The organism is Nocardia wallacei (assembly GCF_014466955.1).
In the GTDB taxonomy this organism is placed as follows: Bacteria; Actinomycetota; Actinomycetes; order Mycobacteriales; family Mycobacteriaceae; genus Nocardia; species Nocardia wallacei.
Genome location: NZ_AP023396.1, coordinates 3,595,799 through 3,616,871, shown reverse-complemented (window position 1 = coordinate 3,616,871; position 21,073 = coordinate 3,595,799). Strand labels below are relative to the sequence as shown.

Annotated in this window: 18 protein-coding genes; 7 read left to right on the top strand and 11 right to left on the bottom strand. The window is 71.8% G+C overall.

Going from position 1 to position 21,073, the window contains the following annotated elements; all coding sequences use genetic code 11:
• Positions 1-3: 3 nt before the first annotated feature.
• Entirely contained in the window at positions 4-3,735 is a 3,732-nt protein-coding gene (cobN, locus tag NWFMUON74_RS16030; RefSeq protein WP_187689197.1) for a cobaltochelatase subunit CobN, read from the bottom strand.
• Positions 3,736-4,089: 354 nt separating this feature from the next.
• On the opposite strand from cobN, the gene NWFMUON74_RS16025 reads away from it, so the two are divergent.
• The 5 genes from NWFMUON74_RS16025 to NWFMUON74_RS16005 all read left to right on the top strand — a co-directional run bounded on the left by NWFMUON74_RS16025 (position 4,090) and on the right by NWFMUON74_RS16005 (position 8,934).
• The gene (locus NWFMUON74_RS16025; protein ID WP_187688575.1) at positions 4,090-4,305 is read left to right on the top strand and encodes a hypothetical protein; all 216 of its coding nucleotides are present in this window, start codon (positions 4,090-4,092) and stop codon (positions 4,303-4,305) included.
• A 135-nt stretch (positions 4,306-4,440) separates the two neighbouring features.
• Positions 4,441-5,631 carry a precorrin-3B synthase gene (gene cobG, locus NWFMUON74_RS16020; RefSeq protein ID WP_187688574.1) on the top strand — a complete coding sequence of 397 codons (1,191 nt, stop codon included), beginning with the start codon at positions 4,441-4,443 and terminating at the stop codon, positions 5,629-5,631.
• Positions 5,632-5,945: 314 nt separating this feature from the next.
• Positions 5,946-6,581: a precorrin-8X methylmutase gene (locus tag NWFMUON74_RS16015; RefSeq protein ID WP_187688573.1), complete on the top strand. Its 636-nt coding sequence runs from the start codon at positions 5,946-5,948 to the stop codon at positions 6,579-6,581.
• Positions 6,578-8,131: a precorrin-2 C(20)-methyltransferase gene (locus NWFMUON74_RS16010; RefSeq protein ID WP_187688572.1), complete on the top strand. Its 1,554-nt coding sequence runs from the start codon at positions 6,578-6,580 to the stop codon at positions 8,129-8,131. Before NWFMUON74_RS16015 ends, NWFMUON74_RS16010 begins: the two co-directional genes overlap by 4 nt.
• Positions 8,132-8,391: 260 nt before the next feature.
• Positions 8,392-8,934 (top strand): PadR family transcriptional regulator, encoded by a 543-nt coding sequence (locus NWFMUON74_RS16005; RefSeq protein ID WP_187688571.1) that lies wholly within the window; start codon positions 8,392-8,394, stop codon positions 8,932-8,934.
• On the opposite strand, the gene NWFMUON74_RS16000 is transcribed toward NWFMUON74_RS16005, so the two are convergent.
• The 4 genes from NWFMUON74_RS16000 to dprE2 all read right to left on the bottom strand — a co-directional run bounded on the left by NWFMUON74_RS16000 (position 8,925) and on the right by dprE2 (position 12,751).
• Complete coding sequence (locus NWFMUON74_RS16000) at positions 8,925-9,662, bottom strand: cobalt-precorrin-6A reductase (protein WP_187689196.1); 738 nt, start codon at positions 9,660-9,662, stop codon at positions 8,925-8,927. The two genes, NWFMUON74_RS16005 and NWFMUON74_RS16000, sit on opposite strands and share 10 nt — an antisense overlap.
• A 2-nt stretch (positions 9,663-9,664) precedes the next feature.
• Positions 9,665-10,267, bottom strand: a complete 603-nt coding sequence (locus NWFMUON74_RS15995) for a DUF456 domain-containing protein (RefSeq protein ID WP_187688570.1) — start codon at positions 10,265-10,267, stop codon at positions 9,665-9,667.
• 110 nt (positions 10,268-10,377) lie between these two features.
• On the bottom strand, positions 10,378-11,628 hold the full coding sequence (cbiE, locus tag NWFMUON74_RS15990) for a precorrin-6y C5,15-methyltransferase (decarboxylating) subunit CbiE (RefSeq protein WP_232111052.1): 1,251 nt from the start codon (positions 11,626-11,628) through the stop codon (positions 10,378-10,380).
• Positions 11,629-11,989: 361 nt separating this feature from the next.
• Complete coding sequence (gene dprE2, locus NWFMUON74_RS15985) at positions 11,990-12,751, bottom strand: decaprenylphospho-beta-D-erythro-pentofuranosid-2-ulose 2-reductase (RefSeq protein WP_187688569.1); 762 nt, start codon at positions 12,749-12,751, stop codon at positions 11,990-11,992.
• Between the two features lie 70 nt (positions 12,752-12,821).
• Between dprE2 and NWFMUON74_RS15980 the strand changes: the two genes are divergently transcribed.
• Positions 12,822-13,229, top strand: coding sequence for a pyridoxamine 5'-phosphate oxidase family protein (locus NWFMUON74_RS15980; protein ID WP_187688568.1), 408 nt, complete (start codon positions 12,822-12,824; stop codon positions 13,227-13,229).
• A 332-nt stretch (positions 13,230-13,561) separates the two neighbouring features.
• Here NWFMUON74_RS15980 and NWFMUON74_RS15975 read toward each other — a convergent pair whose 3' ends face one another.
• Positions 13,562-14,689: a M24 family metallopeptidase gene (locus NWFMUON74_RS15975; protein WP_187688567.1), complete on the bottom strand. Its 1,128-nt coding sequence runs from the start codon at positions 14,687-14,689 to the stop codon at positions 13,562-13,564.
• 112 nt (positions 14,690-14,801) lie between these two features.
• On the opposite strand from NWFMUON74_RS15975, the gene NWFMUON74_RS15970 reads away from it, so the two are divergent.
• On the top strand, positions 14,802-15,767 hold the full coding sequence (locus tag NWFMUON74_RS15970) for a 5'-3' exonuclease (protein WP_187688566.1): 966 nt from the start codon (positions 14,802-14,804) through the stop codon (positions 15,765-15,767).
• 123 nt (positions 15,768-15,890) lie between these two features.
• Here the strand turns inward: NWFMUON74_RS15970 and NWFMUON74_RS36875 are convergent, their stop codons facing one another.
• The 5 genes from NWFMUON74_RS36875 to tatC all read right to left on the bottom strand — a co-directional run bounded on the left by NWFMUON74_RS36875 (position 15,891) and on the right by tatC (position 21,063).
• Positions 15,891-16,139 (bottom strand): GNAT family N-acetyltransferase, encoded by a 249-nt coding sequence (locus NWFMUON74_RS36875; protein WP_197987022.1) that lies wholly within the window; start codon positions 16,137-16,139, stop codon positions 15,891-15,893.
• Positions 16,066-16,413, bottom strand: coding sequence for a GNAT family N-acetyltransferase (locus NWFMUON74_RS35710; RefSeq protein ID WP_197987114.1), 348 nt, complete (start codon positions 16,411-16,413; stop codon positions 16,066-16,068). Before NWFMUON74_RS35710 ends, NWFMUON74_RS36875 begins: the two co-directional genes overlap by 74 nt.
• Before the next feature lie 50 nt (positions 16,414-16,463).
• Entirely contained in the window at positions 16,464-17,216 is a 753-nt protein-coding gene (locus tag NWFMUON74_RS15960; RefSeq protein WP_187688565.1) for a DUF4333 domain-containing protein, read from the bottom strand.
• 164 nt (positions 17,217-17,380) lie between these two features.
• The gene (locus tag NWFMUON74_RS15955; protein WP_425300495.1) at positions 17,381-20,080 is read right to left on the bottom strand and encodes a DEAD/DEAH box helicase; all 2,700 of its coding nucleotides are present in this window, start codon (positions 20,078-20,080) and stop codon (positions 17,381-17,383) included.
• On the bottom strand, positions 20,077-21,063 hold the full coding sequence (tatC, locus tag NWFMUON74_RS15950) for a twin-arginine translocase subunit TatC (protein ID WP_187688563.1): 987 nt from the start codon (positions 21,061-21,063) through the stop codon (positions 20,077-20,079). Before tatC ends, NWFMUON74_RS15955 begins: the two co-directional genes overlap by 4 nt.
• Positions 21,064-21,073 lie beyond the last annotated feature (10 nt).

Here is a 21,073-nt window from a genome sequence, read left to right as displayed (position 1 = left end):
GAACTACTCGAGTTCACCCTCGGTTTCCAGGTACACCTGCCGCAACCGGTCCAGCGTCGCCGGTTCGGGGTGCTCCCACAGCTTGCGCTCGGCGGCCTCCAGCAGGCGCTCGGCGATGCCGTGCAGCGCCCAGGGGTTCGACTGTTCCATGAACTTGCGGTTCACGTCGTCGAAAACGTAGCTCTCGGAGAGCTTCTCGTACATCCAGTCGGCGACGACATTGGTGGTGGCGTCGTACCCGAACAGGTAGTCGACGGTCGCCGCCATCTCGAAGGCGCCCTTGTAGCCGTGCCGGCGCATCGCCTCGAGCCACCGCGGGTTCACCACACGGGCACGGAACACGCGGGTGGTCTCCTCCGACAGCGTGCGGGTGCGCACCGCGTCCGGCCGCGTGCTGTCGCCGATGTAGGCCTCGGGATTGCTGCCGGTCAGGGCCCGCACCGCCGCGACCATGCCGCCGTGGTACTGGAAGTAGTCGTCGGAGTCGGCGATGTCGTGCTCGCGGGTGTCGGTGTTCTTGGCCGCCACCGTGATGCGCCGGTACGCCGTGCGCATGTCGTCGGCCGCCGGGATGCCGTCGAGACCACGGCCGTAGGCGAATCCACCCCAGGCCGTGTACACCTCGGCCAGATCGTCGTCGGTGCGCCAGCTCTTGGAGTCGATCAGCTGCAGCAGTCCCGCGCCGTAGGTGCCGGGCTTGGAACCGAAGATGCGGGTGGTGGCGCGACGTTCGTCGCCGTGCTCCGCCAGATCCGACCGTGCGTGCGCGCGCACGTGATTCGACTCGGCCGGTTCGTCCAGTCCGGCGACCAGGCGCACCGCGTCGTCGAGCAGCGCCAGCACGTGCGGGAAGGCGTCGCGGAAGAAGCCGGAGATGCGCACGGTGACGTCGATGCGCGGACGGCCCAGTTCGGCGAGGGCGATCGGTTCGAGACCGGTGACGCGGCGGCTGGCCTCGTCCCAGACCGGCCGCACGCCCAGCAGCGCGAAGACCTCCGCGATGTCGTCGCCGGAGGTCCGCATCGCCGAGGTGCCCCACACCGACAGGCCGACCGAGCGCGGATACTCGCCGTGGTCGGCCAGATAGCGCTGGAGCAGGGAATCCGCCATGGCCTGGCCGGTCTCCCATGCCAATCGCGACGGCACCGCCTTCGGGTCGACCGAGTAGAAGTTGCGACCGGTCGGCAGGACATTGATCAGGCCGCGCAGCGGGGAGCCGCTCGGGCCCGCGGGTATGAAGCCACCGTTCAGGGCGTGCAGGATGCGGTCGATCTCGATACCGGTCTCGCGCAGGCGCGGGACGACTTCCGTCGCGGCGAAACGCAGGACGGCGCGGAGGGTGTCGATCCTGTCCGCGGGCACCGTGATCCGGGCGCTCCCGGAGACGGCGCTGCCCCGCGGCAGCGACGAAACATCCGCGCCCGCACCGTCTTCGGTCTCGGTCGCGTCCTCCGACGGGGCGCCGGACGTGGCGGACATGACAACGGTGACCAACTGGTCCAGCACATCGTCGACCGCTTCCACCGCCCAGTCCGCCGCTTGCAGCGCCGCGAGCAGGGAGCGGGCACGCGACTCCACGGCGTCGACCCGTTCCCGGGATTCGTCGCCGGACTCGCGCAGCCCCAGCGCTTCCCGCAGGCCGGGGACCGCGACCTCGCCGCCCCACAGCTGCCGGGCGCGCAGCATGGCCAGCACCAGATCCAGTTCGCCCGCACCGGCGGGCGCCTGCCCCAGCACGTGCAGGCCGTCGCGGATCTGAACGTCCTTGATCTCGCACAGCCAGCCGTCGACGTGCAGCAGCATGTCGTCGAAGGAGTCCTCGTCGGGGCGTTCGGTCAGGCCCAGGTCGTGGTCCATCTTCGCGGCCCGCATCAGCGTCCAGATCTGCTGACGGACGGCGGGCAGTTTGGCGGGGTCCAGCGCGGAGATATTGGCGTGCTCGTCGAGCAGCTGCTCCAGGCGTGAGATGTCGCCGTAGCTCTCCGCGCGCGCCATCGGCGGAATCAGGTGGTCGACCAGAGTGGCGTGCGCGCGCCGCTTGGCCTGCGTGCCCTCGCCGGGGTCGTTGACCAGGAACGGGTAGATCAGCGGCAGGTCGCCGAGCGCGGCGTCGGTGGCGCAGGCCGCGGACATGCCGAGGGTCTTGCCGGGCAGCCACTCCAGGTTGCCGTGCTTGCCCAGATGCACCATGGCGTCCGCGCCGAAGCCCCCCGCGGTCTCCTCCGCGGCGATCCAGCGGTACGCGGCGAGGTAGTGGTGGCTCGGCGGCAGGTCCGGGTCGTGGTAGATGGCGACCGGGTTCTCGCCGAAGCCGCGCGGCGGCTGCACCATCAGCACCACATTGCCGAAACGCAGTGCGGCGATGACGATCTCACCGGCCGGGTCCGCCGACCGGTCGACGTACAGCTCGCCCGGCGGCGGCCCCCACGCCTCGATCACGGCGTCGCGCAGTTCGGCCGGCAGCGTCTCGAACCATTCCGTGTACCGCTGGGCGCCGATGCGGATCGGGTTGCCCTCCAACTGATCGGCGGTGAGCCAGTCGGGGTCCTGGCCGCCCGCGGCGATGAGCGCGTGGACGAGTGCGTCGCCGTCGCGTTCCGCCAGTCCCGGTATCTCGCCGGGAGCGCCGAGATCGTAACCGGCCGAACGCATTTCGGTGAGCAGCCGGATGGCGCTGGCGGGTGTGTCCAGCCCGACGGCGTTGCCGATGCGCGCGTGCTTGGTGGGGTACGCCGACAGCATGAGCGCGATGCGGCGCTGCCCGGGCGGGATGTGGCGCAGCCGGGCGTGGCGCACCGCGATGCCGGCCACCCGCGCGGCGCGTTCCGGATCGGGCACGTAGGTCGCCAGGCCGTCGGCGTCGAACTCCTTGAACGAGAACGGCACCGTGATGATGCGGCCGTCGAACTCCGGCACCGCGACCTGGGTCGCGACATCCAGCGGGGACAGGCCGTCGTCGTTGTCCGACCATTGCGCGCGGCCGCTGGTCAGGCACAGGCCCTGCAGGATGGGCACATCCAGGTCGGCGAGCGCGCCGATGTCCCAGGCCTCGTCGTCGCCGCCCGCGGAGGCCGCGGCGGGCTTGCTGCCACCCGCGGCGAGCACGGTCACCACCAGCGCGTCGGCGGCCCGCAGGGTGTCGATCAACTCCGGTTCCGCCGTGCGCAGCGACGCGCAGTACAGCGGCAGCGGGCGCCCGCCCGCGTCCTCGATCGCGGTGCACAGGGCGTCGACATAGGCGGTATTGCCCGCCAGCTGCTGGGCGCGGTAGTAGAGCACGGCGACCGTCGGGCCGTCCCCGTCACGGGCCGTTCGCCGCAGTTCACCCCAATTGGGCAGGTGCACCGGGGGTTCGAAGCCGTGTCCGGTGAGCAGCACGGTGTCGGACAGGAAGTGGTGCAGCTGCCGCAGGTTGTCGGCTCCGCCCGCGGCCAGGTAGTTGTGCGCGTCGGCCGCCACGCCGCCGGGCACCGTCGAGCACTCCATCAGCTCGGCGTCCGGGGCCATCTCGCCGCCCAGCGCCACCACGGGAATTCCGCTGGCGCGCAACGTGTCCAGGCCCTCCTCCCAGGCCCGGCGGCCGCCGAGAATGCGCACCACCACCAGGTCCGCGCCGTCGAGCAGGGCCGGGAGATCGTCGATCAGCAACCGCGCGGGGTTGGCCAGCCGGTAGTCGGCGCCGCTGGCACGCGCGGACAGCAGATCGGTATCGGAGGTGGACAGCAGCAGAATCACGGTTCGGCCTTCCTCGGGTGACGCGCCCATGCGGCAGTTGTGCCCGCCAGGAGGGTCTGACTGTCACAGTGGCGCGACCGCACCGGAATTGCACCGGTTTCCTCGTGGTGGGCGAGCCCCCGGATGCTACCGCGTGGGGACCGAAGGGCATTCACGCCACCGCTGATCACGCGGGAGCGGCGCGGCGGCGCACTGTGCATCGAACCTGCAACGACGTGGTGCTCGTTCATCTCTCACGGACATGCGGCGGCGTACGCTGGCTATATGCCGAATGCGTCGGGTTGGATCCGGCGGAATCGCGTAGCCGCCTGGTCAGGATTAGTTTGCATGGTGATTGCCGTTTCGTTGCTAGCTGTGGCTTTGGTGGCAGCGGCCGGGAATCGGGGTGATCTGTTGCTCATCGCCGCGGGAGTGTGTGCGGCGGTGGCGATCTTCGGCCTGCTGGCGTTCGGGTCCGCCTCGCGCCGCGATCGTCTCGACCACCACGAACGGGAACATCTGCTCGACGAGTACTTCACGCCGCCGTCGAAGGCCCCGACCAGGGACGAGGACGACGAGAGTCCACGCTGACCGGCTGCCGGATGCTCCGGCGTGCAGGCGCAACGACTGTCCGGCTATCCGTGCGCCCGAACCGATTGCCCGGACGCGCCGGTGCCCGGACACCCACCCGCCGCCGTCCGGCGCGGGTCGTAGGCTGGACGAATCATGACTCGCTCCGCACCAGATTCCTGCCCCGGTGTGCTGCGGCTGCATCAGGCCGCCGACGGGCCGCTGGCCCGCATCCGGCTGCCGGGCGGCGCGTTGCGACCCGATCAGTTGCGGGTCCTGGCCGCGGCGGCGCGGGACCTCGGCGACGCGCAGCTGGAACTCACCTCGCGCGGCAATGTGCAGCTGCGGCAGGTGCGAGACGCCGCCGCGCTCGCCGATCGCCTCGATGCCGCGGGACTGCTGCCCGCTCCCGGCCACGAGCGGGTGCGCAATATCGTCGCCTCGCCGCTGTCGGGCCGGGTGGGCGGACGGACGGATGTGCATGCGCTGGTCCCGGCGCTCGATGCGGGCCTGCGGGCGAGTCCCGCACTGGCGGAGTTGCCGGGCCGGGTGCTGTTCACGCTCGACGACGGGCGCGGCGATGTCAGCGGTCTCGGCGGGGACCTCGGCGTCCACGCGGTATCGCAGGAGCGGTACGCGTTGGTGCTGGGCGGGCGTGACTCCGGCATCCGGATTCCCGTCGCGGACGCGGTCGAGGTGCTGCTGGCGGCGGCGCACGGTTTCCAGCGACTACGCGGAGATCGGTGGCGGTTGCACGAGATCGAGCACGGGCCGGACCGTGTCGCGGCGTGTCTGGGACTCGAGGCCACCGCCGAACCGCTGGAACTCGTTGCGCACCATGAGGTTCCGATCGGCTGGTTCGTCCAGTCCGACGAGCGGGTGGCGCTCGGCGCGGGGGTGCCGCTCGGCAGCCTGCCCGCGCGGACCGCGGAGTTCCTCGCCGCGGTGGAGCGGCCGATCCACGTCACGCCGTGGCGCAGCCTGGTACTCGCCGATCTCGACGAGTGGGCCGCCGATCAGGTGCTGCGGGTGCTCGCGCCGATGGGGCTCATCTTCGACGCGAACTCCCCCTGGCTGCTGGTGACCGCGTGCGCCGGGCAGCCCGGCTGCGCCAAGTCGCGCACCGACGTCCGTGCCGACGCGGCCGCCGCGATCGCCGAGAACCGTATCCGGCCCGGTGCCGCCACCGCGCCCGCCTCCGGCCTCACCGCGCGTGACCTCGTGGTCTCTGGCCGCCAGCACTGGTCGGGCTGCGACCGCCGCTGCGGCCGCCCCCGCGGCCCCGTCACCGACGTCATCGCCGAGCCCGGCGGCTACCGCCACACCCCACCCGGCACCACACACTGACCCGATCCGCACAGCCAGATCCCGCACACAGCACAACGAACAGCCGCCTCGCCCCCGGGCACAGCACACCGAACCGGTCGCCCAACACCCACCTGCACAGCACGCCGAGTCGGTCGCCCAGCACCCCTGGCACAGCACGCCGACCGGGTCGCGCCGCCGAACTCGCGGGCGCAGCGCGCCGAAAGGGCGCTCGGCAAATCCGCCTGGCGTGGGCGAACCGGATGCTGTTCGCCCCCGTTCGGGGGTTTCCTCTTGTCGGGCCGGGTTCAGGGGAGCGTGTCGGGGATACTGGGGCGCCGCTTAGGCTGGGCGGCATGTCCGATGTACGTACCAGCTACCTCACCGATGGGGCCGAGATCTACCGGCGCTCGTTCGCGACTATCCGGGCCGAGGCCGAGTTGGACCGTTTTCCGGCCGATGTCGCACAGGTGGTGGTGCGGATGATCCATGCGTGCGGGCAGGTCGATCTGGCCGCCGACGTGGCGCACAGCCCGGACGTGGTGGCGCAGGCGCGCGCGGCGCTGCGGGCCGGGGCGCCGATCCTGTGCGACGCGACCATGGTCGCGTCCGGCGTCACCCGCAAGCGCCTGCCCGCCGACAACGAGGTGCTCTGCCTGCTCGCCGATCCCCGCGTGCCCGACCTGGCGCGGTCGTTGCAGACCACGAGATCGGCTGCGGCACTGGAACTCTGGCGCGACCGCCTCGACGGCGCGGTGGTCGCGATCGGCAATGCCCCGACCGCGCTGTTCCACCTGCTCGACCTGCTGGACGCGGGTGCGCCGCGACCGGCGGCGGTACTCGGCATCCCGGTCGGCTTCATCGGTGCCGCCGAATCCAAGCAGGCACTCGCCGAATACGGCGGCCCGGACTTCCTGACCGTGCACGGCCGCCGCGGCGGCAGCGCCATCACCGCCGCGGCGCTCAACGCGATTGCGAGCGAACAGGAATGAGCGGCACGGCGAAGGGCAAGCTGTGGGGTATCGGCCTGGGCCCCGGCGATCCGGAACTGGTGACGGTGAAGGCGGCTCGGCTCATCGGCGCGGCCGACGTGGTCGCGTTCCACAGCGCACGGCACGGCCGCAGCATCTCCCGCGGCATCGCGGCGCCCTACCTGCGTCCCGGGCAGCTCGAGGAGCACCTGATCTACCCGGTCACCACGGAGACCACCGACCATCCCGGCGGCTACCAAGGCGCCATCGACGAGTTCTACGAACGCTCGGCCGCGCTGCTGGCCGCCCATCTCGACGCCGGGCGCACGGTCGCGCTGCTGGCGGCCGGTGACCCGCTGTTCTACAGCTCCTACATGCATATGCACCGGCGGCTGGCGGACCGGTTCGACGCCGAGATCGTTCCCGGCATCACCTCGGTCAGCGCCGCGTCGGCCGCGCTGGGCACCCCGCTGGTCGAGGGCGAACAGGTGCTGACTGTGCTGCCCGGCACCCTCCCGGCCGACGAACTCACCCGCCGTCTCGCCACCACCGAGGCCGCGGCCATCATGAAGCTCGGCCGCACGTATCCCGGTGTGCGCCAAGCTCTTTCCGACTCCGGCCGCCTGGCCGACGCCTATTGTGTGGAACGCGCCAGCAGCGAGCGCCAGCGTGTACTGCGGGCCGCCGACGTGGACGACACCGAGGTGCCCTACTTCGCGATCGCTGTCGTGCCGGGCCCCGCGCCGACCACCGAGATCCCGCTGTCGCCGCCCGGCAGCGCCGTCGCGGGAAGCCGTGCGGCGCACAGCCCGCCGACCGAGGCCACCGGCGAGGTCGTCGTGGTGGGCCTGGGGCCGGGCGCGGCCGAGTGGACCACCCCCGAGGTGACCGCGGCGCTGGCACAGGCGACCGACCTCGTCGGCTACACGACCTATATCGACCGCGTACCGGTGCGACCCGGGCAGCGGCGGCACGCCAGCGACAATCGCGTCGAGTCCGAACGCGCGGCCATGGCACTGGATCTGGCCGCGCGCGGCGGCCGGGTGGCGGTCGTGTCCTCCGGCGATCCGGGCGTATTCGCCATGGCCGCGGCGGTTGTGGAGGAGTCGGCGGACCCGCGGTGGCGCGACGTCCCGGTGCGGGTGCTGCCGGGCATGACGGCCGCCGGCGCGGTCGCCGCCCGGGTCGGCGCGCCGCTCGGCCACGACTTCGCGATGATCTCGCTGTCGGACCGGCTCAAGCCGTGGGACGTAGTGGCACAGCGCATTTCGGCCGTCGCCGCCGCCGATATGGCCCTGGCCGTCTACAATCCGGCCTCCAGTCAGCGCACCTGGCAGGTGGCGGCCATGCGGGACCTGCTGCTCGAGCATCGCAAGCCGGACACCCCGGTGATCGTCGGCCGCGACGTCGGCGGGCCGGCCGAATCGGTCCGCGTGGTGTCGCTCGCCGACCTCGATCCGGCCGAGGTCGACATGCGCACGCTGCTCATTGTCGGCGCCTCCACCACCACCGCGTTCGACACCCCGACCGGCACCCGCGTCTACACCGCACGCCGATACGGCACACACTGAACGCCACCCCGCACCGGCTGGGTCCGGTCCGGTACCGTGACCCGCACCGGAGCACCCGCCGCCGCGCCGACACCTCGGCCGAGCCGGGTACGCCGCCCGCACCACCCGAACGGGTCACCCCCGGACGGTCCGGCGTCGTGCGGAGTTTCCGGCACCGCCCGTAACGGGTACACCGTCACGCAGTGCGCCGGGTACGCTGCGGCCCGGCTGACGCACGGCTAATATTCCAATGTAGAAGGTTGTCGTGGGAAGGGGCTGGTGTGGCCGAGGGCTCGTCGAAGCGGGGGCTGAACTCGACCGCGGCATCGCTGCTCGGGTTTCTGCACGAGGGGCCGATGTCGGGGTGGGATCTGGTGAATCTCGCCCAGGACCGGATCGGTGACTTCTGGACGATCACGCAGAGCCAGGTGTACCGGGAGCTGGGCTCGATGGACAAGGCGGGCCTGGTCGAGAAGGGTGAGCCGGGCGCGCGCGACCGCACCCCCTACCAGCTCACCGACGCGGGACGGGAAGCGTTCGCGGAGTGGATCGCCCGCGACCCGGGGGCCGAGACCATCCGGGTGCCGTTGCTGCTCACGCTGTCATTCGGCGAGTTCGTGGAGCCCGAGCGCCTGGACCGGATCATCGACGCCAATCGCCGCATCCACGAGCAGCGCCTGGCCGGATACCTCGACAGCACCGACGAGGAGATGTCGCGGTGCAAGCGGGCGACGCTGGATTTCGGCATCGGCTACGAACGCGCCGTGCTGGCGTGGTTCGACCGGCTGCCCGCGTTGCTGGACCGGCCGGTCCGTCAGGCCTGAGCGCGTAGCCAGTCTCTCGCCGCGGCAACGGTTTCCACGGTCGTCGCGCCCGGCGGCAGCGGTGGCCGGTCGATCAGCACGACCGGCGTCTCGCGGGCGCGGGCGGCGGTGAGTTTGGCGGCCGTGAGGTCTCCCCCGCTGTCCTTGGTGACCAGGACGTCGATGCGCCGGTCGGTCAGCAGCCGCAGTTCGTCCTCGGCGGTGAACGGGCCCCGGGCCAGCAGGATCTCGTGATCGGGCGGCAGCGGCCCCGCGGGCGGGTCGATCGCGCGAATCAGGAACCAGGCGTCGGGGGCCTGCGCGAAGGCGCCCACACCTTGGCGGCCGATGGTGAGAAATACTCTGTTGCCCGGTGCCGCAACGAGTTTCGCGGCGGCACTCAGGTCCGGGACTCGGGTCCACCGATCACCCGGTGACTGCCGCCAGCCGGGGCGGCGCAGGTGCACGATCGGGATGCCCGCGGCCGCGGCGGCCGCCGCCGCGTGGCCGGACATGGTGCCCGCGAACGGGTGGGTCGCGTCCACGACCGCATGAATGTCATTGTCCGCCAGCCAGTTGCGCAGGCCGTCGATCCCGCCGAACCCCCCTATCCGCACCGCACCTGCGGGCAGCACGGGTGCGCGAACGCGACCGGCGAGCGAGGAGACGATCTCGAATCCCCGCTCGCCGGTGGTGATCTCGGCCAGCTCCCGCGCCTCGCGGGTGCCGCCGAGAATCAGGACCTGCAGGACTACTGCCCCGCGAAGTAGGCCTGGCCCGCGTCGATCAGCGACGGGCCGCCCGCCACCAGCAGGCCGATGACGGCGCCGATCAGCGCGCCGGGGATGAGGCCGAATCCGAGGAAGAAGAAGCCGATGAGGGCGCCGATCACGGCGCCGACGGCCGCGCCCAGCGACGCGTGCTGCAACTCCGCGAAGAACCACTCCTGCGCGGAGATGTCCTTCACCTGGGCCACCGAGCCCGCGGTGGGGGTCAGGGTGAGGCGGCGGCCGTCCTCGTCGATCGCCGCGGCGACCTCGGTCTTCTGGTCGCCGGACTGCACGGCCAGCGGGTACTCCATGATCTTCTCGCCCGCACCGTTGGTCAGGCTGACCACCTTGGCGTCGCGGTCGAGGGTGAAAGCGCCACCGGTCACGGTGGTCACGACGGACTTGGCGGCGGCGTCCAGCTGGGTGACGTAGCCGACGCCGCGGTCCTCGCCCTGCACCGCGGGCGCGGACTGCTCGACCTGGCCGGGAGCCGGGGCGGCGGGCTGCGCGTAGCTGGTGCCGGCCGCGATACCGGTGGACGCGATGGCGATCAGCGCGGTGGCGGCGAACTTCTTGTACTTCATCTATCTCCCCATCAGGAAAACAACGTCCGATCAACGAATCGGAATCCGGAGACCGACAATACCTGTTGGACAGTTGACCGTTCACCCCCAGGTTTGGGGGCGGTGCCGGTTCATCCGTTCTTCGTCACCGACCACTGGGTGACCGGCAGCTGGGGCCGCCAGGCTGTGAATCCGCCCAGGGGTTCGGCGCGCTGGATCTGGATCTTGCGCAGCGCGCCGCCGTGGTGGGCCGCCCAACCCACCAGCAGGGCTTCCGATTCCACCGTGACGGCGTCGGCCACCAGCCGGCCACCGGAACGCACCCGGGCCCAGCAGGCTTCGAACAGGCCCGGCTGGGTCAGGCCGCCGCCGAGGAAGATCGCGTCGGGGGCCGGGAGATCGGTGGCGCGCAGTTCGCCGAGCACCTCGCCGCGAACGTCGATGCCGGGAACGCCCAGTGCGGCGGCATTTTCGGCGATCTGACGGCGGCGCGGTTCGGACCGTTCGAAACTCACCGCGCGGCAGGCCGGATGCGTGCGGCACCATTCGATGGCGATGGTGCCCGAACCGCCGCCGACATCCCACAGCAGTTCACCGGGCGCGGGGGCCAACGCGGACAGGGCCAGGGCCCGAACCTCCGCCTTGGTGAGCTGGCCGTCGCCGCCGTAGGCCGCGTCCGGCAGGCCCGGCATTCTGGTCAGGCGCCGGGCCGCGGGGTCGGCGGCGCAGTCGACGGCGACGACGTTCAGGGGGTCGCCCGGCGGTTCGGCCCACGATTCGGCGATCCCGGAGACGGTCCGTTCGGCTCGGCCGCCCAGCTGTTCCAGCACGGTGAGCCGCGCCGGACCGAAACCATTGCGCGCCAGCAGCTCCGCGAGCCGCGCCGGGGTGGTTTCGTCCGGGACGAGGACCAGGATACGGCGGCCGTCCGTCAGGTCCGGCAGCACCGTCTCGAGGGGGCGGCCCACCACGCTGACCACCGGTGTCTCCGCCAGGTTCCAGCCCAGTCGCGCGCATGCCAGCGACGCCGACGAGGGCTGCGGCAGCACCCGCAGCGCTTGGGGCCCAACCAATTTCGCCAGTGTCCCGCCGATCCCGTAGAACATGGGATCTCCGCTGGCCAGGACGCAGATTCGCGAATCCCGGTGCGCGGCGAGCAGTTCCGGCAACGCGGGCAGCAGCGGCACGGGCCAGGCAATGCGGTGCGGCCGCGCCACCTCGCCCGGCACCAGGCCCAGCTGCCGTCCCGACCCGAACAGCACGTCGGCGTCCGCGACCGCCGCGCGGCTCACCTCGCCGAGCCCGCACCACCCGTCGGCCCCGATCCCCACCACGGCGATCGGCGTCTCCGCGGGCCACGACACCGCCGCGGAGCCGGTCACAGTGACACCCCGCGCGGGCGGTGCGCCGCAGGCCGCGCCTCCGCGAAGACGACCGATACCCTCGACGGACAGGCCACCGCGAGCGCGGTAGCAGCGCTGCGTCCGCGCCGAGCCGATGGCGGCCTCGGTGTCAGCCGCCCGCGAATTCGCGGGCTGCTCGGGCGGGTGGGCAACGCACCCCGCGCCGATGACACCCGGGCCGCGCCCGCCGACAGGGGCGTTGCGCGGCAGGGGAAGTCGGCGCGGCCCCGCACGAGCCGGGTGTGGGGCGGATCGTCGGCGACCGGTGGCCGGGTACGCGGGCGCAGCACGGAGTCGAGCCGGTGCGATCGGCCGTGGTCCGCCCGGGCGGCTGCCGTGCTCACCGGGGTAACCGCCGCCAGATCGCCTGCGGGACAAGGCGGGCGGCGGCGAAGGCGGGGCGCAGGATGCCCGGGACCCAGAGGCGTTCGGTGCGGCGGCGCAGGCCCGTGACGACAGCCTCCGCCACCTGTTGCGGGGTGCTGGAGAACGGGGCCGGTTTCATGCCCGAAGTCATTGTGCCGATGACGAATCCGGGACGGACCAGCAGCAGGTGAACTCCGCTGCCGTGCAGGGCATCCGCGAGGCCGCAGGCGAATCCGTCGAGTCCGGCCTTGGCCGAGCCGTACACGTAGTTGGCGCGCCGCACCCGGATCCCGGCGACCGAGCTGAACACCACGATCTGCCCGCTGCCCTGGGCGCGCAGCAGATTCGCCAGCGTGGTGAGCACACTGATCTGCGCGACATAGTCGGTCTGCGCCACGGCGATCGCCGCGGCCGGATCGGCTTCCGCGCGGGCCTGGTCGCCGAGAATGCCGAACGCCAGCACGGTCACCCCGAGGCGGCCGTGCTCGGCGGCGATCTTCTCCAGCAACGGGCCGTGGCTCGCCACCTCGTCGGCGTCGAATTCGACCTGATGCACCGCGGCCGCGCCCGCGCGCTCGAGCCGCGATCGCGGCTCGGCGAGGTCGCCGCTGCGCCGCGCCGCCAGGATCACCACCCGGCCGGGCGCCAGCCGCTCCGCGATCTCGAGTCCCATCTCGCTGCGGCCGCCCAGCAGCAGCACCGCACCCTCGTCGACCTCGCGTCCGCGCGCACTCATGGGCCACAGTCTGCCAAACCGGGCGATGCGGCCGGGCGCACCGGTCCCCGCGCTTGCTAGCGTCGCGGTCATGACGAGCGCCGACACCCGGATCGAACTGTCCCCCACCGCCCTCGAGTTCGTGACCGAGCGGCACCTCGCCACCCTTACCACGCTGCGGGCCGACGGCACGCCGCACGTGGTCGCCGTCGGCTTCACCTGGGATCCCGAGGCCGGTATCGCCCGCGTCATCACCTCCGGCGACACGGTCAAGGCCCGCAACGCGCAGCGCGGCGGTTACGCCGCGGTCAGCCAGGTCGACGGCGCCCGCTGGCTCACCCTGGAGGGCCCGGCGGAGGTGCTCACCGATCCCGCCGACGTCGCCGAGGGCGAGCGCCGCTACGCCCTGCGCTACCGCACGCCGCGGGAGAATCCCCGCCGCGTGGTCATCGCCATCCGCGCGACCCGCGCCCTCACCAGCAGCAGGCTCAGCGACTGACAGTCACTGCCGCACCCTGGGAGCGCCGCCACGGTCGATGCCCCGCAGGACAACCCGACGGACAATGCGTCCGGCCAGCGAGCACACCAATCTCCCCGCCGCGGCTTACCCCAGGTCAGCCTCTCCGAGCCGGAGCGCACACCAACCCTCCCCAGCGCGGCTTACCCACGTCAGCCCCTCCGAGCCGGAGCGCACACCAACCCTCCTCGCCGCGGCTTACCCCAGGTCAGCCCCTCCGAGCCGGAGCGCACACCACCCTCCTCGCCGCGGCTTACCCAAGTCGGCCCCTCGAGCCGGAGCGCACACCAAAGCCGGCCCGTCCGAGCCGCGCCTCACACCACGGTCAGCCCGTGCGGGCGGGTGTTCATGGACTCGCAGCCCTCGTCGGTGACCACGACGATGTCCTCGATCCGGGCGCCCCACTCGCCGCGGAAGTAGATCCCGGGCTCGATGCTGAACGCCATGCCCGGCTCCAGCACGGTCTCGTTGCCCGCGACGATGTACGGCTCCTCGTGCACCGACAGGCCGATGCCGTGGCCGGTGCGGTGAATGAAGTTGTCGCCGAAACCGGCCGCCGCCAACGGGTTCCGCGCCGCGGCGTCCACCGACTCGGCGGTCACGCCGGGCCGCACCGCGGCCACCGCGGCGGCCTGGGCCAGTTCCAGCGCGGCGCAGCGGGCCGCGATCTCGGGATCCGGCTCGCCCAGTACATAGGTGCGGGTGGAGTCGGAGAAGTAGCCCGGCTCGACCGGGCCGCCGATATCGACGACCACCACGTCACCGGCCTCGATGCGCCGGTCGGACACCTCGTGGTGCGGATCGGCGCCGTGCGGGCCGCTGCCGACGATCACGAACTCGGCTCCGGTGTGGCCCTCCGCGACGATCGCCGCGGTGATGTCGGCGGCCACCTCCGCCTCCGTCCGGCCCGGGCGCAGCCACTCGCCCACCCGGGCGTGCACGCGATCGATGGCCGCGCCCGCGCGGCGCAGCGCTTCGATCTCACTGGGGTCCTTGCGCATTCGCAGCCGCCGCAGCACCGGCGTGGCCGACACGGGCAGCGCGTTCAGGGTGTCGGCGATCGGCAGCAGGTGCAGTGCGGGCATGGTGTCGTCCACGGCCACGCGGGCGCCGGCGTTCAGCGCCGACTTCACCATCCGGTACGGGTTCACCCCGTCGGTCCAGTCCAGCACCTGCAACCCCAGCTCGCCCGCCGCCGAACCGGACAGCGACGCCAGCTCCAGCTTCGGCACCACCACCGACGGCGTCTCCCCGCTGGCCGGGATCACGAGGCAGGTCAGCCGCTCGAACGACTGCGCCCGCGAACCGAGCAGGTACCGCAGATCCGGGCCCGGCGTGATGAGCAGGGCATCCAGCTTCGCGGCCCGCGTCAGCTCCGCCGCCCGCTCGAGCCGTTTCCCGTAGACGTCCGCCGTGAACCGTGCCTCCGATTGCGCGCTCATAGTCCTCGACGGTACGCCAGAACCGCTCCCGTCCCCCACCGTCGGCCGTAACCACCGACCGGCCCGCGGACTTCGCGCCGGTCTGTCGGGGCGATCGGCTAGCGTCTCGGGCATGAGCTCACCTGCCGCCGGTCCGCTGCTGCTGCTCGATGGGGCCAGCCTGTGGTTCCGGGCCTTCCACGCCATCCCGGAGAAGATCACCGCGCCGGACGGGCAGCCGGTGAACGCCCTGCGCGGCTTCACCGACATGGTCGCGGCGCTGATCACCCGGCACCGCCCGGCGCGGCTGGTGGTGTGCCTGGATCTGGACTGGCGGCCGCAGTTCCGGGTCGACCTGCTCCCGTCGTACAAGGCGCACCGCCTCGACGACGCGGCCGGGGCCGAGCCGGGCGCGGAGCAGGTGCCCGACACCCTGACACCGCAGGTCGACATGATCCTCGGCGTGCTCGCGGCGGCGGGCATCGCGACCGGCGGCGCCGCGGGGCTGGAGGCCGACGACGTGATCGGCACCCTCGCGAGCCGCGAGCGCACCGACCCGACCATCGTGGTCAGCGGCGACCGCGACCTGCTGCAGCTGGTCCGCGACGAGCCCGCGCCGCCGGTGCGGGTGTTCTACGTCGGCCGCGGACTGGCCAGGGCGGAGCTGTGGGGCCCGGCCGAGGTGGCGGCGAAATACGGTGTGCCGCAACAGAACGCGGGGCCCGCCTACGCCGATATGGCGACCCTGCGCGGCGACGCGTCCGACGGCCTGCCCGGCGTCGCGGGTATCGGCGACAAGTCCGCCGCCACCCTGATCTCCCGCTTCGGCAGCCTCGACGCCCTGATCGCCGCCGTCCACGACCCGAATGCCGATTTGGCACAGGGTGTCCGGGCCAAACTCCGCGCCGCCGACGACTATCTGAAGGCGGCCTCACCGGTCGTCCGCGTCGTGCGCGACGCGCAGGTCCACCTCTCCGGCCCCGACCGGCTCCCCACCGTCCCCGCCGACCCGGAGGGCCTGCACACTCTCGCCGCCGCCTACAACGCCGAAAGCCCGATCAAACGCCTCGTCAAGGCATTGGAGTCCGTCGCGGGCTGAGTTCCGACGGCATCGGCACGCCCGCCGACACGAGGATTCGGGTGCTCGGGACCGTTCGCCCGCCCGGTCCCGCACGACGATTCGCGGGCGCGCTGCCCGGCGGTCCGCCGCACGCAGCGGTGTTCAGCTACTCGCGGACAGGTCACCCGGCACCACGCCGTACACGACGGTGTCGCGACGCCCGCCTTGGAAGGCCATGTGGGAGCGCAGGATTCCCTCACGGAGGAAGCCGCAGCGCTCGGCGACGCGTTGGGAGGGCAGGTTGTCCGGGGCGCAGGTCGGCTCCAGGCGGGACAGGTCAAGGTATGCGAACGCCCATCGGCTGAGGAGCCGGACGGCGCGGGTGGCCGCGCCCTGCCCGCGCGTGCTCACGTTCGATGTCGTAGAGCGAGATCGAGCCGAGCAGTTCTTCCGGATCCGCCGCGGACCCGACGGCCAGTGCCAGTTCCGTGCCCGCCCGTCGCGCGACTTCCTCGTCGGTGAAACGCCGGTGCACGTGTTCGGGCGTGCACGGCTCGGTCAGCGGCCAGGAGAAGCGCAGGCACTGCGGATCGGAGAACGACTCGAACCGCCAGGGTAGGTCCGTAGCACGCCACGGGCGCGGCGTCACCGCACCGTCGCTGAGCGGTGGATCGGGAAACGGCAAGGGGTGCACGACAGTTCGCGCCCCGGCCAGGGCCGGGGCGCGACGGTGGCTCAGTTCGGGCGGCCCACCTCGTAGGTGCCGTCGTCCTTGGTGATCTTGACGGTGACCTTCTTCTGCTCGCCGCCCACCTTCAGGGTGCAGTCGAAGGACTTGCCGACCTCGACCTTCTGCCCGGACGGGCAGGTGACGTTCTGGACGTCGTCGATGCCGTAGGAATCCTTCAGCACCTTCTGCACGCCGTCCTGCACGGCCTTGTTGTCCAGCTTGTCGCTGGAGAGGAAGACGACGCCCAGTACGACCGCGACGACGACCACGACCAGCGCGGCCGCCCCGGCGATCAGCGCGCCTTTCCTCGACTTCTTCTTCGCACCGGTCGGCTGCAAGCCTTGCTGTTGTGGCTGCTGACCCCACTGCTGGCCCGGCTGCGGCTGGCCCCACTGCTGAGCGCCCTGCGGCTGATTCCACTGCTGCTGCGTCGGCTCCCAGGCCGGCTGCTGCGGAGGCTGCTGCTGCGGCCACGACGGCTGGCTCTGCTGGCCCCACTGCGGCTGCGGCGGGGGTTGCTGCTGCTGCGGCTGGCTCTGACTCCACGGCTGACCGGTCGGCTGGCCCCACTGCCCCCCGCCCTGCTGTCCTCCCCACTGCTGGGTAGGCTGCGCGCCGCCGGGCTGCTGACCCCACTGCTGAGTGGGGCCGGACTGGCCGGGGGGCTGCTGCTGCCCGCCGCTCCACTGCTGGGTCGGATCATTCGGGCGTCCCTCCCCTGGACCAGGGGTGTCGCTCGGTCCGTACGGGCCGCTCATCTGCCTGCCTCCACTCGCACTCGTCGTACTCACGCTTGCCCCCCGAGTGAGGTCGTCACTGCCTCACCACGGTCGGTACACGCAAGCATCCAATCACAGTCGATTGCGCCGCGTCCGGATTGGCGTCGTTCGCGGTGTTCCCCGTTCGCGGCGCGCCTACTCCACTAGGCCGCGTCGACGGCCACCACGCCCCGCCGGATCGCCTTCACCGCCTTGGCCGCGGTGGCGGCGACCTCCGTGTCGTCGGCCGTCTGATGGATCTGGTCGAGCAGGTCGATGACCTGGCGGCACCACCGGACGAAATCACCGGCCGACAGCGGACTGCCCTGTTCCCCACCGGCGAGCAGGGATTCGGCCAGGCTCTCGCCGCGGGCCCACTTGTGCACGCCGGTGACGAAGCCGAGATCCGGTTCCCGGGTGGGCGCCAGTTTGTGGCGGGCCTCGTCGGTGCGCAGTTGGCTCCACACCCCGACCGTCGCACCCACCGCTCGCCGGATCGGCGGGGTGGGCCCGGCCGGTCCGAGGAACCCGCCCGTCTCCTGCCGCGACTCGTATACCAGGATCGACACGACCGCCGCCAGTTCGGCGGGGCCCAGCCCGCGCCACAGCCCCTCCCGGAGGCATTCGGCGACAACGAGATCCGCCTCGGTGTAGATGCGCGCCAGGCGGCGGCCGTCGGCGGTCACCTCGCCATTGTCGACGTAACCGCGCTCCTCGAGCAGTCCGACGATGCGGTCGAAGGTGCGGGCCAGCGAATTGGTCGTGGCCGCCACCTGCTGGCGCATCGACTCCGTCTCGCGTTGCAGCCGGTTGTACCGTTCGCCGATGCGCGCCAGCTGTTCCCGGTCGGGCCGGGTGTGGGCGGGGTGCGAGCGCAGCGCCCGCCGCAGGCTCTGCAACTCCCGGTCGTCGCCGCCCTTGGACCGCGTGCCGCGTCGCTGCCGCCCCGGCGCGCTGATGCCGGTGCTGCGCAGCGCCGAGGCGAGGTCGCGGCGGGTGCGCGCGGTGCGGTGGTCGACGTGACGCGGCAGCCGCATCCGGCCCAGCGGCTGCGCCGGGGTCGGGAAATCGGCCGCCGAGATCCGACCGGCCCACTTGTCCTCGGTGAGCACGAGCGGACGCGGATCACCCGGGGACGCATCGGGTTCCAGGATCACCGCCAGGCCCTGCCGGCGACCCGACGGGATGGCCACCACGTCCCCGCGGCGCAGCGAGGTCAGCGACGCCACCGCGGCGCCGCGCCGATCGGCGCGGCCCTGCCGCTCCAGATCGCGCTCGCGCTGCTTCACCCGCTCGCGCAGCGACAGATACTCCATGAAGCCCTCGTCGCCGAGCTGCGAACGCAGCTTGCGCACCTGGCCCTCGTTGCGTTCGATGCCGCGCACCAGACCCACCACCGACCGGTCGGCCTGGAACTGCGCGAAGGACCGCTCCAGCAGCGCCCGCGCCTCGGCCGCGCCCAGCCGGTCGATCAGGTTGATCGACATGTTGTAGCCGGGCCGGAACGAACTGCGCAGCGGATAGGTCCGGGTGGACGCCAGGCCCGCGACCGCGCTGGTGTCGACATCGGGATGCCACACCACCACCGCGTGTCCCTCGACGTCGATTCCGCGCCGCCCCGCGCGGCCGGTCAGCTGCGTGTACTCGCCGGGGGTCAGCTCGGCGTGGGTCTCGCCGTTGAACTTCACCAGCCGTTCCAGCACCACCGTGCGCGCGGGCATGTTGATGCCCAGTGCCAGTGTCTCCGTGGCGAATACGGCCCGCACCAGGCCGCGCACGAACAACTCCTCCACCGTGTGCCGGAAGGCGGGGAGCATTCCGGCGTGGTGGGCGGCCAGCCCGCGGTACAGCGCCTCGCGCCACTCCCAGTAGCCCAGCACCTCGAGGTCGGCCTTCGGCAGGTCGCCGGTGTGCTTGTCGATGATCTCGTCGATCACCTCGCGGTCGTCCTCGCGGCTCAGATCCAGCCGGGAGCGCAGGCATTGCGCCAGCGCGCCGTCGCATCCCGCGCGGCTGAAGATGAACATGATGGCGGGCAGCAGGCCCTCCTGGTCGAGTACGGCCAGCATCTCCGGGCGGGGCAGCGGCCGGTAGAACCGGCGCCCGCCGCCACGGCCGCGCGGGCCGCCCCAGCTCTCCATCCGGTCGGCCTGCTCGCGGTGCTTGATGTAGCGCACCAGGTCCTCGTCGACCAGCACCTTCCGGTCGCTGGACTTCTGGTCGAACAGATCGAACATCCGGCGGCCGACCAGCACGTGCTGCCACAGCGGTACCGGGCGGGTCTCGTCGACGATCACGGCCGTGTCGCCGCGTACCGTCTCCATCCACGCGCCGAACTCCTCGGCGTTGCTGACCGTCGCCGACAGGCTGACCAGGCGTACGTCCGGCGGCAGATGCAGGATGACCTCCTCCCACACCGCGCCGCGGAACCGGTCGGCGAGATAGTGCACCTCGTCCATCACCACGTACGAAAGGCCTTGCAGCGCATCCGAACCCGCGTAGAGCATGTTGCGCAGGACCTCGGTCGTCATCACCACGACCGGGGCGTCGGGGTGCAGCGACTGGTCACCGGTGAGCAACCCCACCGACCCGCGGCCGTAGCGTTCGACCAGGTCGGCGTACTTCTGGTTGGACAGCGCCTTGATGGGCGTGGTGTAGAAGCATTTGCCGCCGGCGGCTAGCGCCAGATGCACCGCGAACTCGCCGACCACGGTTTTTCCCGCCCCGGTCGGCGCGCACACCAGCACGCTGTGCCCGCCCTGTAGGGACTCGCACGCCTGCTGCTGGAACGGGTCGAGCGTGAATTCGAGTTCCGCGGCGAATGCCGCGAGTTCGCCGGAAAGCGACCGTAGTGTCACCGTCAGAGGGTATCGGAGTAGTCCGACACCGGGCGTGGGGTTTTGTCCGGGCCCGCCCCGACCGGCTCGGCCACATCCACCGGCGCGGGCGGGTCGACCGGCGCCGCAGCCTCGACACCGCTGGGCCGCTCGTCCAGCGGGGAGGCCTCGTCGTCGGACAGCTTGCTCCAGTCGTCGCGGCGGGCGCGGCGACGGTCGTTGAGCCGCGCGATCTGCACGGCGACCTCGAACAACAACGTCAGCGCGCACGCCAGCGCCAGCATCGAGAACGGATCCTGCGGTGTGACGACCGCGGCGAACACGAACAGCCCGAAGATCAGCCCGCGCCGCCATTTCTTCAGCTTCTCGTAGCTGAGCACGCCGATCATGTTGAGGCCCACGATCAGCAGCGGTGTCTCGAAGCTCACGCCGAAGATGATCAGCAGCTGAATGATGAAACTGAAGTACTGCGAACCGCTCAACGCCGTGATCTGGACGTTGCTGCCGATGCCCATCAGGAAGCTCAGCGCGTGCGCGACGACCCAGTACGCCAGCAACGCACCGGTCACGAACAGCACCGCGCCCGTACCGACGAAGCTCAGCGCGTATTTGCGTTCCTTGGCGTACAGGCCCGGCGTGATGAACGCCCACACCTGGTACAGCCACACCGGGCAGGCCATCACCACACCGGCGGTCAGGCCGACCTTGAATCGCAGCATGAACTGCTCGAACGGCGCGGTCGCGAGCAACCGGCAGGCGCCGTCGGGGCTCAGCGCGGCGCGCTGCGAGGCGGGCAGGTCACAGTACGGGCCGCGCAGGATGTCGCCGAGGCTGTCGATGCCGAGGAAGCCGTGCTGGTACCAGAGGAATCCGAGGACCGTGGTGAGCGCGACGGCCAGCAATGACTTGAGCAGCCGCGACCGCAGCTCGTGCAGGTGCTCGACCAACGACATGGTGCCGTCGGGATTCGTCCTGCGCCGGCTGCGCCGGGGGTCGAACGGTATGCGCATGGATGTGGCT

Bases quoted from the DNA above. Each gene is read 5' to 3' on its own strand.
- cobG (WP_187688574.1), top strand. From the start codon at position 4,441: ATGACTCGCTCCGCACCAGATTCCTGCCCCGGTGTGCTGCGGCTGCAT.
- NWFMUON74_RS16015 (WP_187688573.1), top strand. From the start codon at position 5,946: ATGTCCGATGTACGTACCAGCTACCTCACCGATGGGGCCGAGATCTAC.
- NWFMUON74_RS16010 (WP_187688572.1), top strand. From the start codon at position 6,578: ATGAGCGGCACGGCGAAGGGCAAGCTGTGGGGTATCGGCCTGGGCCCC.
- NWFMUON74_RS15995 (WP_187688570.1), bottom strand. From the start codon at position 10,267: ATGAAGTACAAGAAGTTCGCCGCCACCGCGCTGATCGCCATCGCGTCC.
- dprE2 (WP_187688569.1), bottom strand. From the start codon at position 12,751: ATGAGTGCGCGCGGACGCGAGGTCGACGAGGGTGCGGTGCTGCTGCTG.
- NWFMUON74_RS15980 (WP_187688568.1), top strand. From the start codon at position 12,822: ATGACGAGCGCCGACACCCGGATCGAACTGTCCCCCACCGCCCTCGAG.
- NWFMUON74_RS15975 (WP_187688567.1), bottom strand. From the start codon at position 14,689: ATGAGCGCGCAATCGGAGGCACGGTTCACGGCGGACGTCTACGGGAAA.
- NWFMUON74_RS15970 (WP_187688566.1), top strand. From the start codon at position 14,802: ATGAGCTCACCTGCCGCCGGTCCGCTGCTGCTGCTCGATGGGGCCAGC.
- NWFMUON74_RS15960 (WP_187688565.1), bottom strand. From the start codon at position 17,216: ATGAGCGGCCCGTACGGACCGAGCGACACCCCTGGTCCAGGGGAGGGA.
- tatC (WP_187688563.1), bottom strand. From the start codon at position 21,063: ATGCGCATACCGTTCGACCCCCGGCGCAGCCGGCGCAGGACGAATCCC.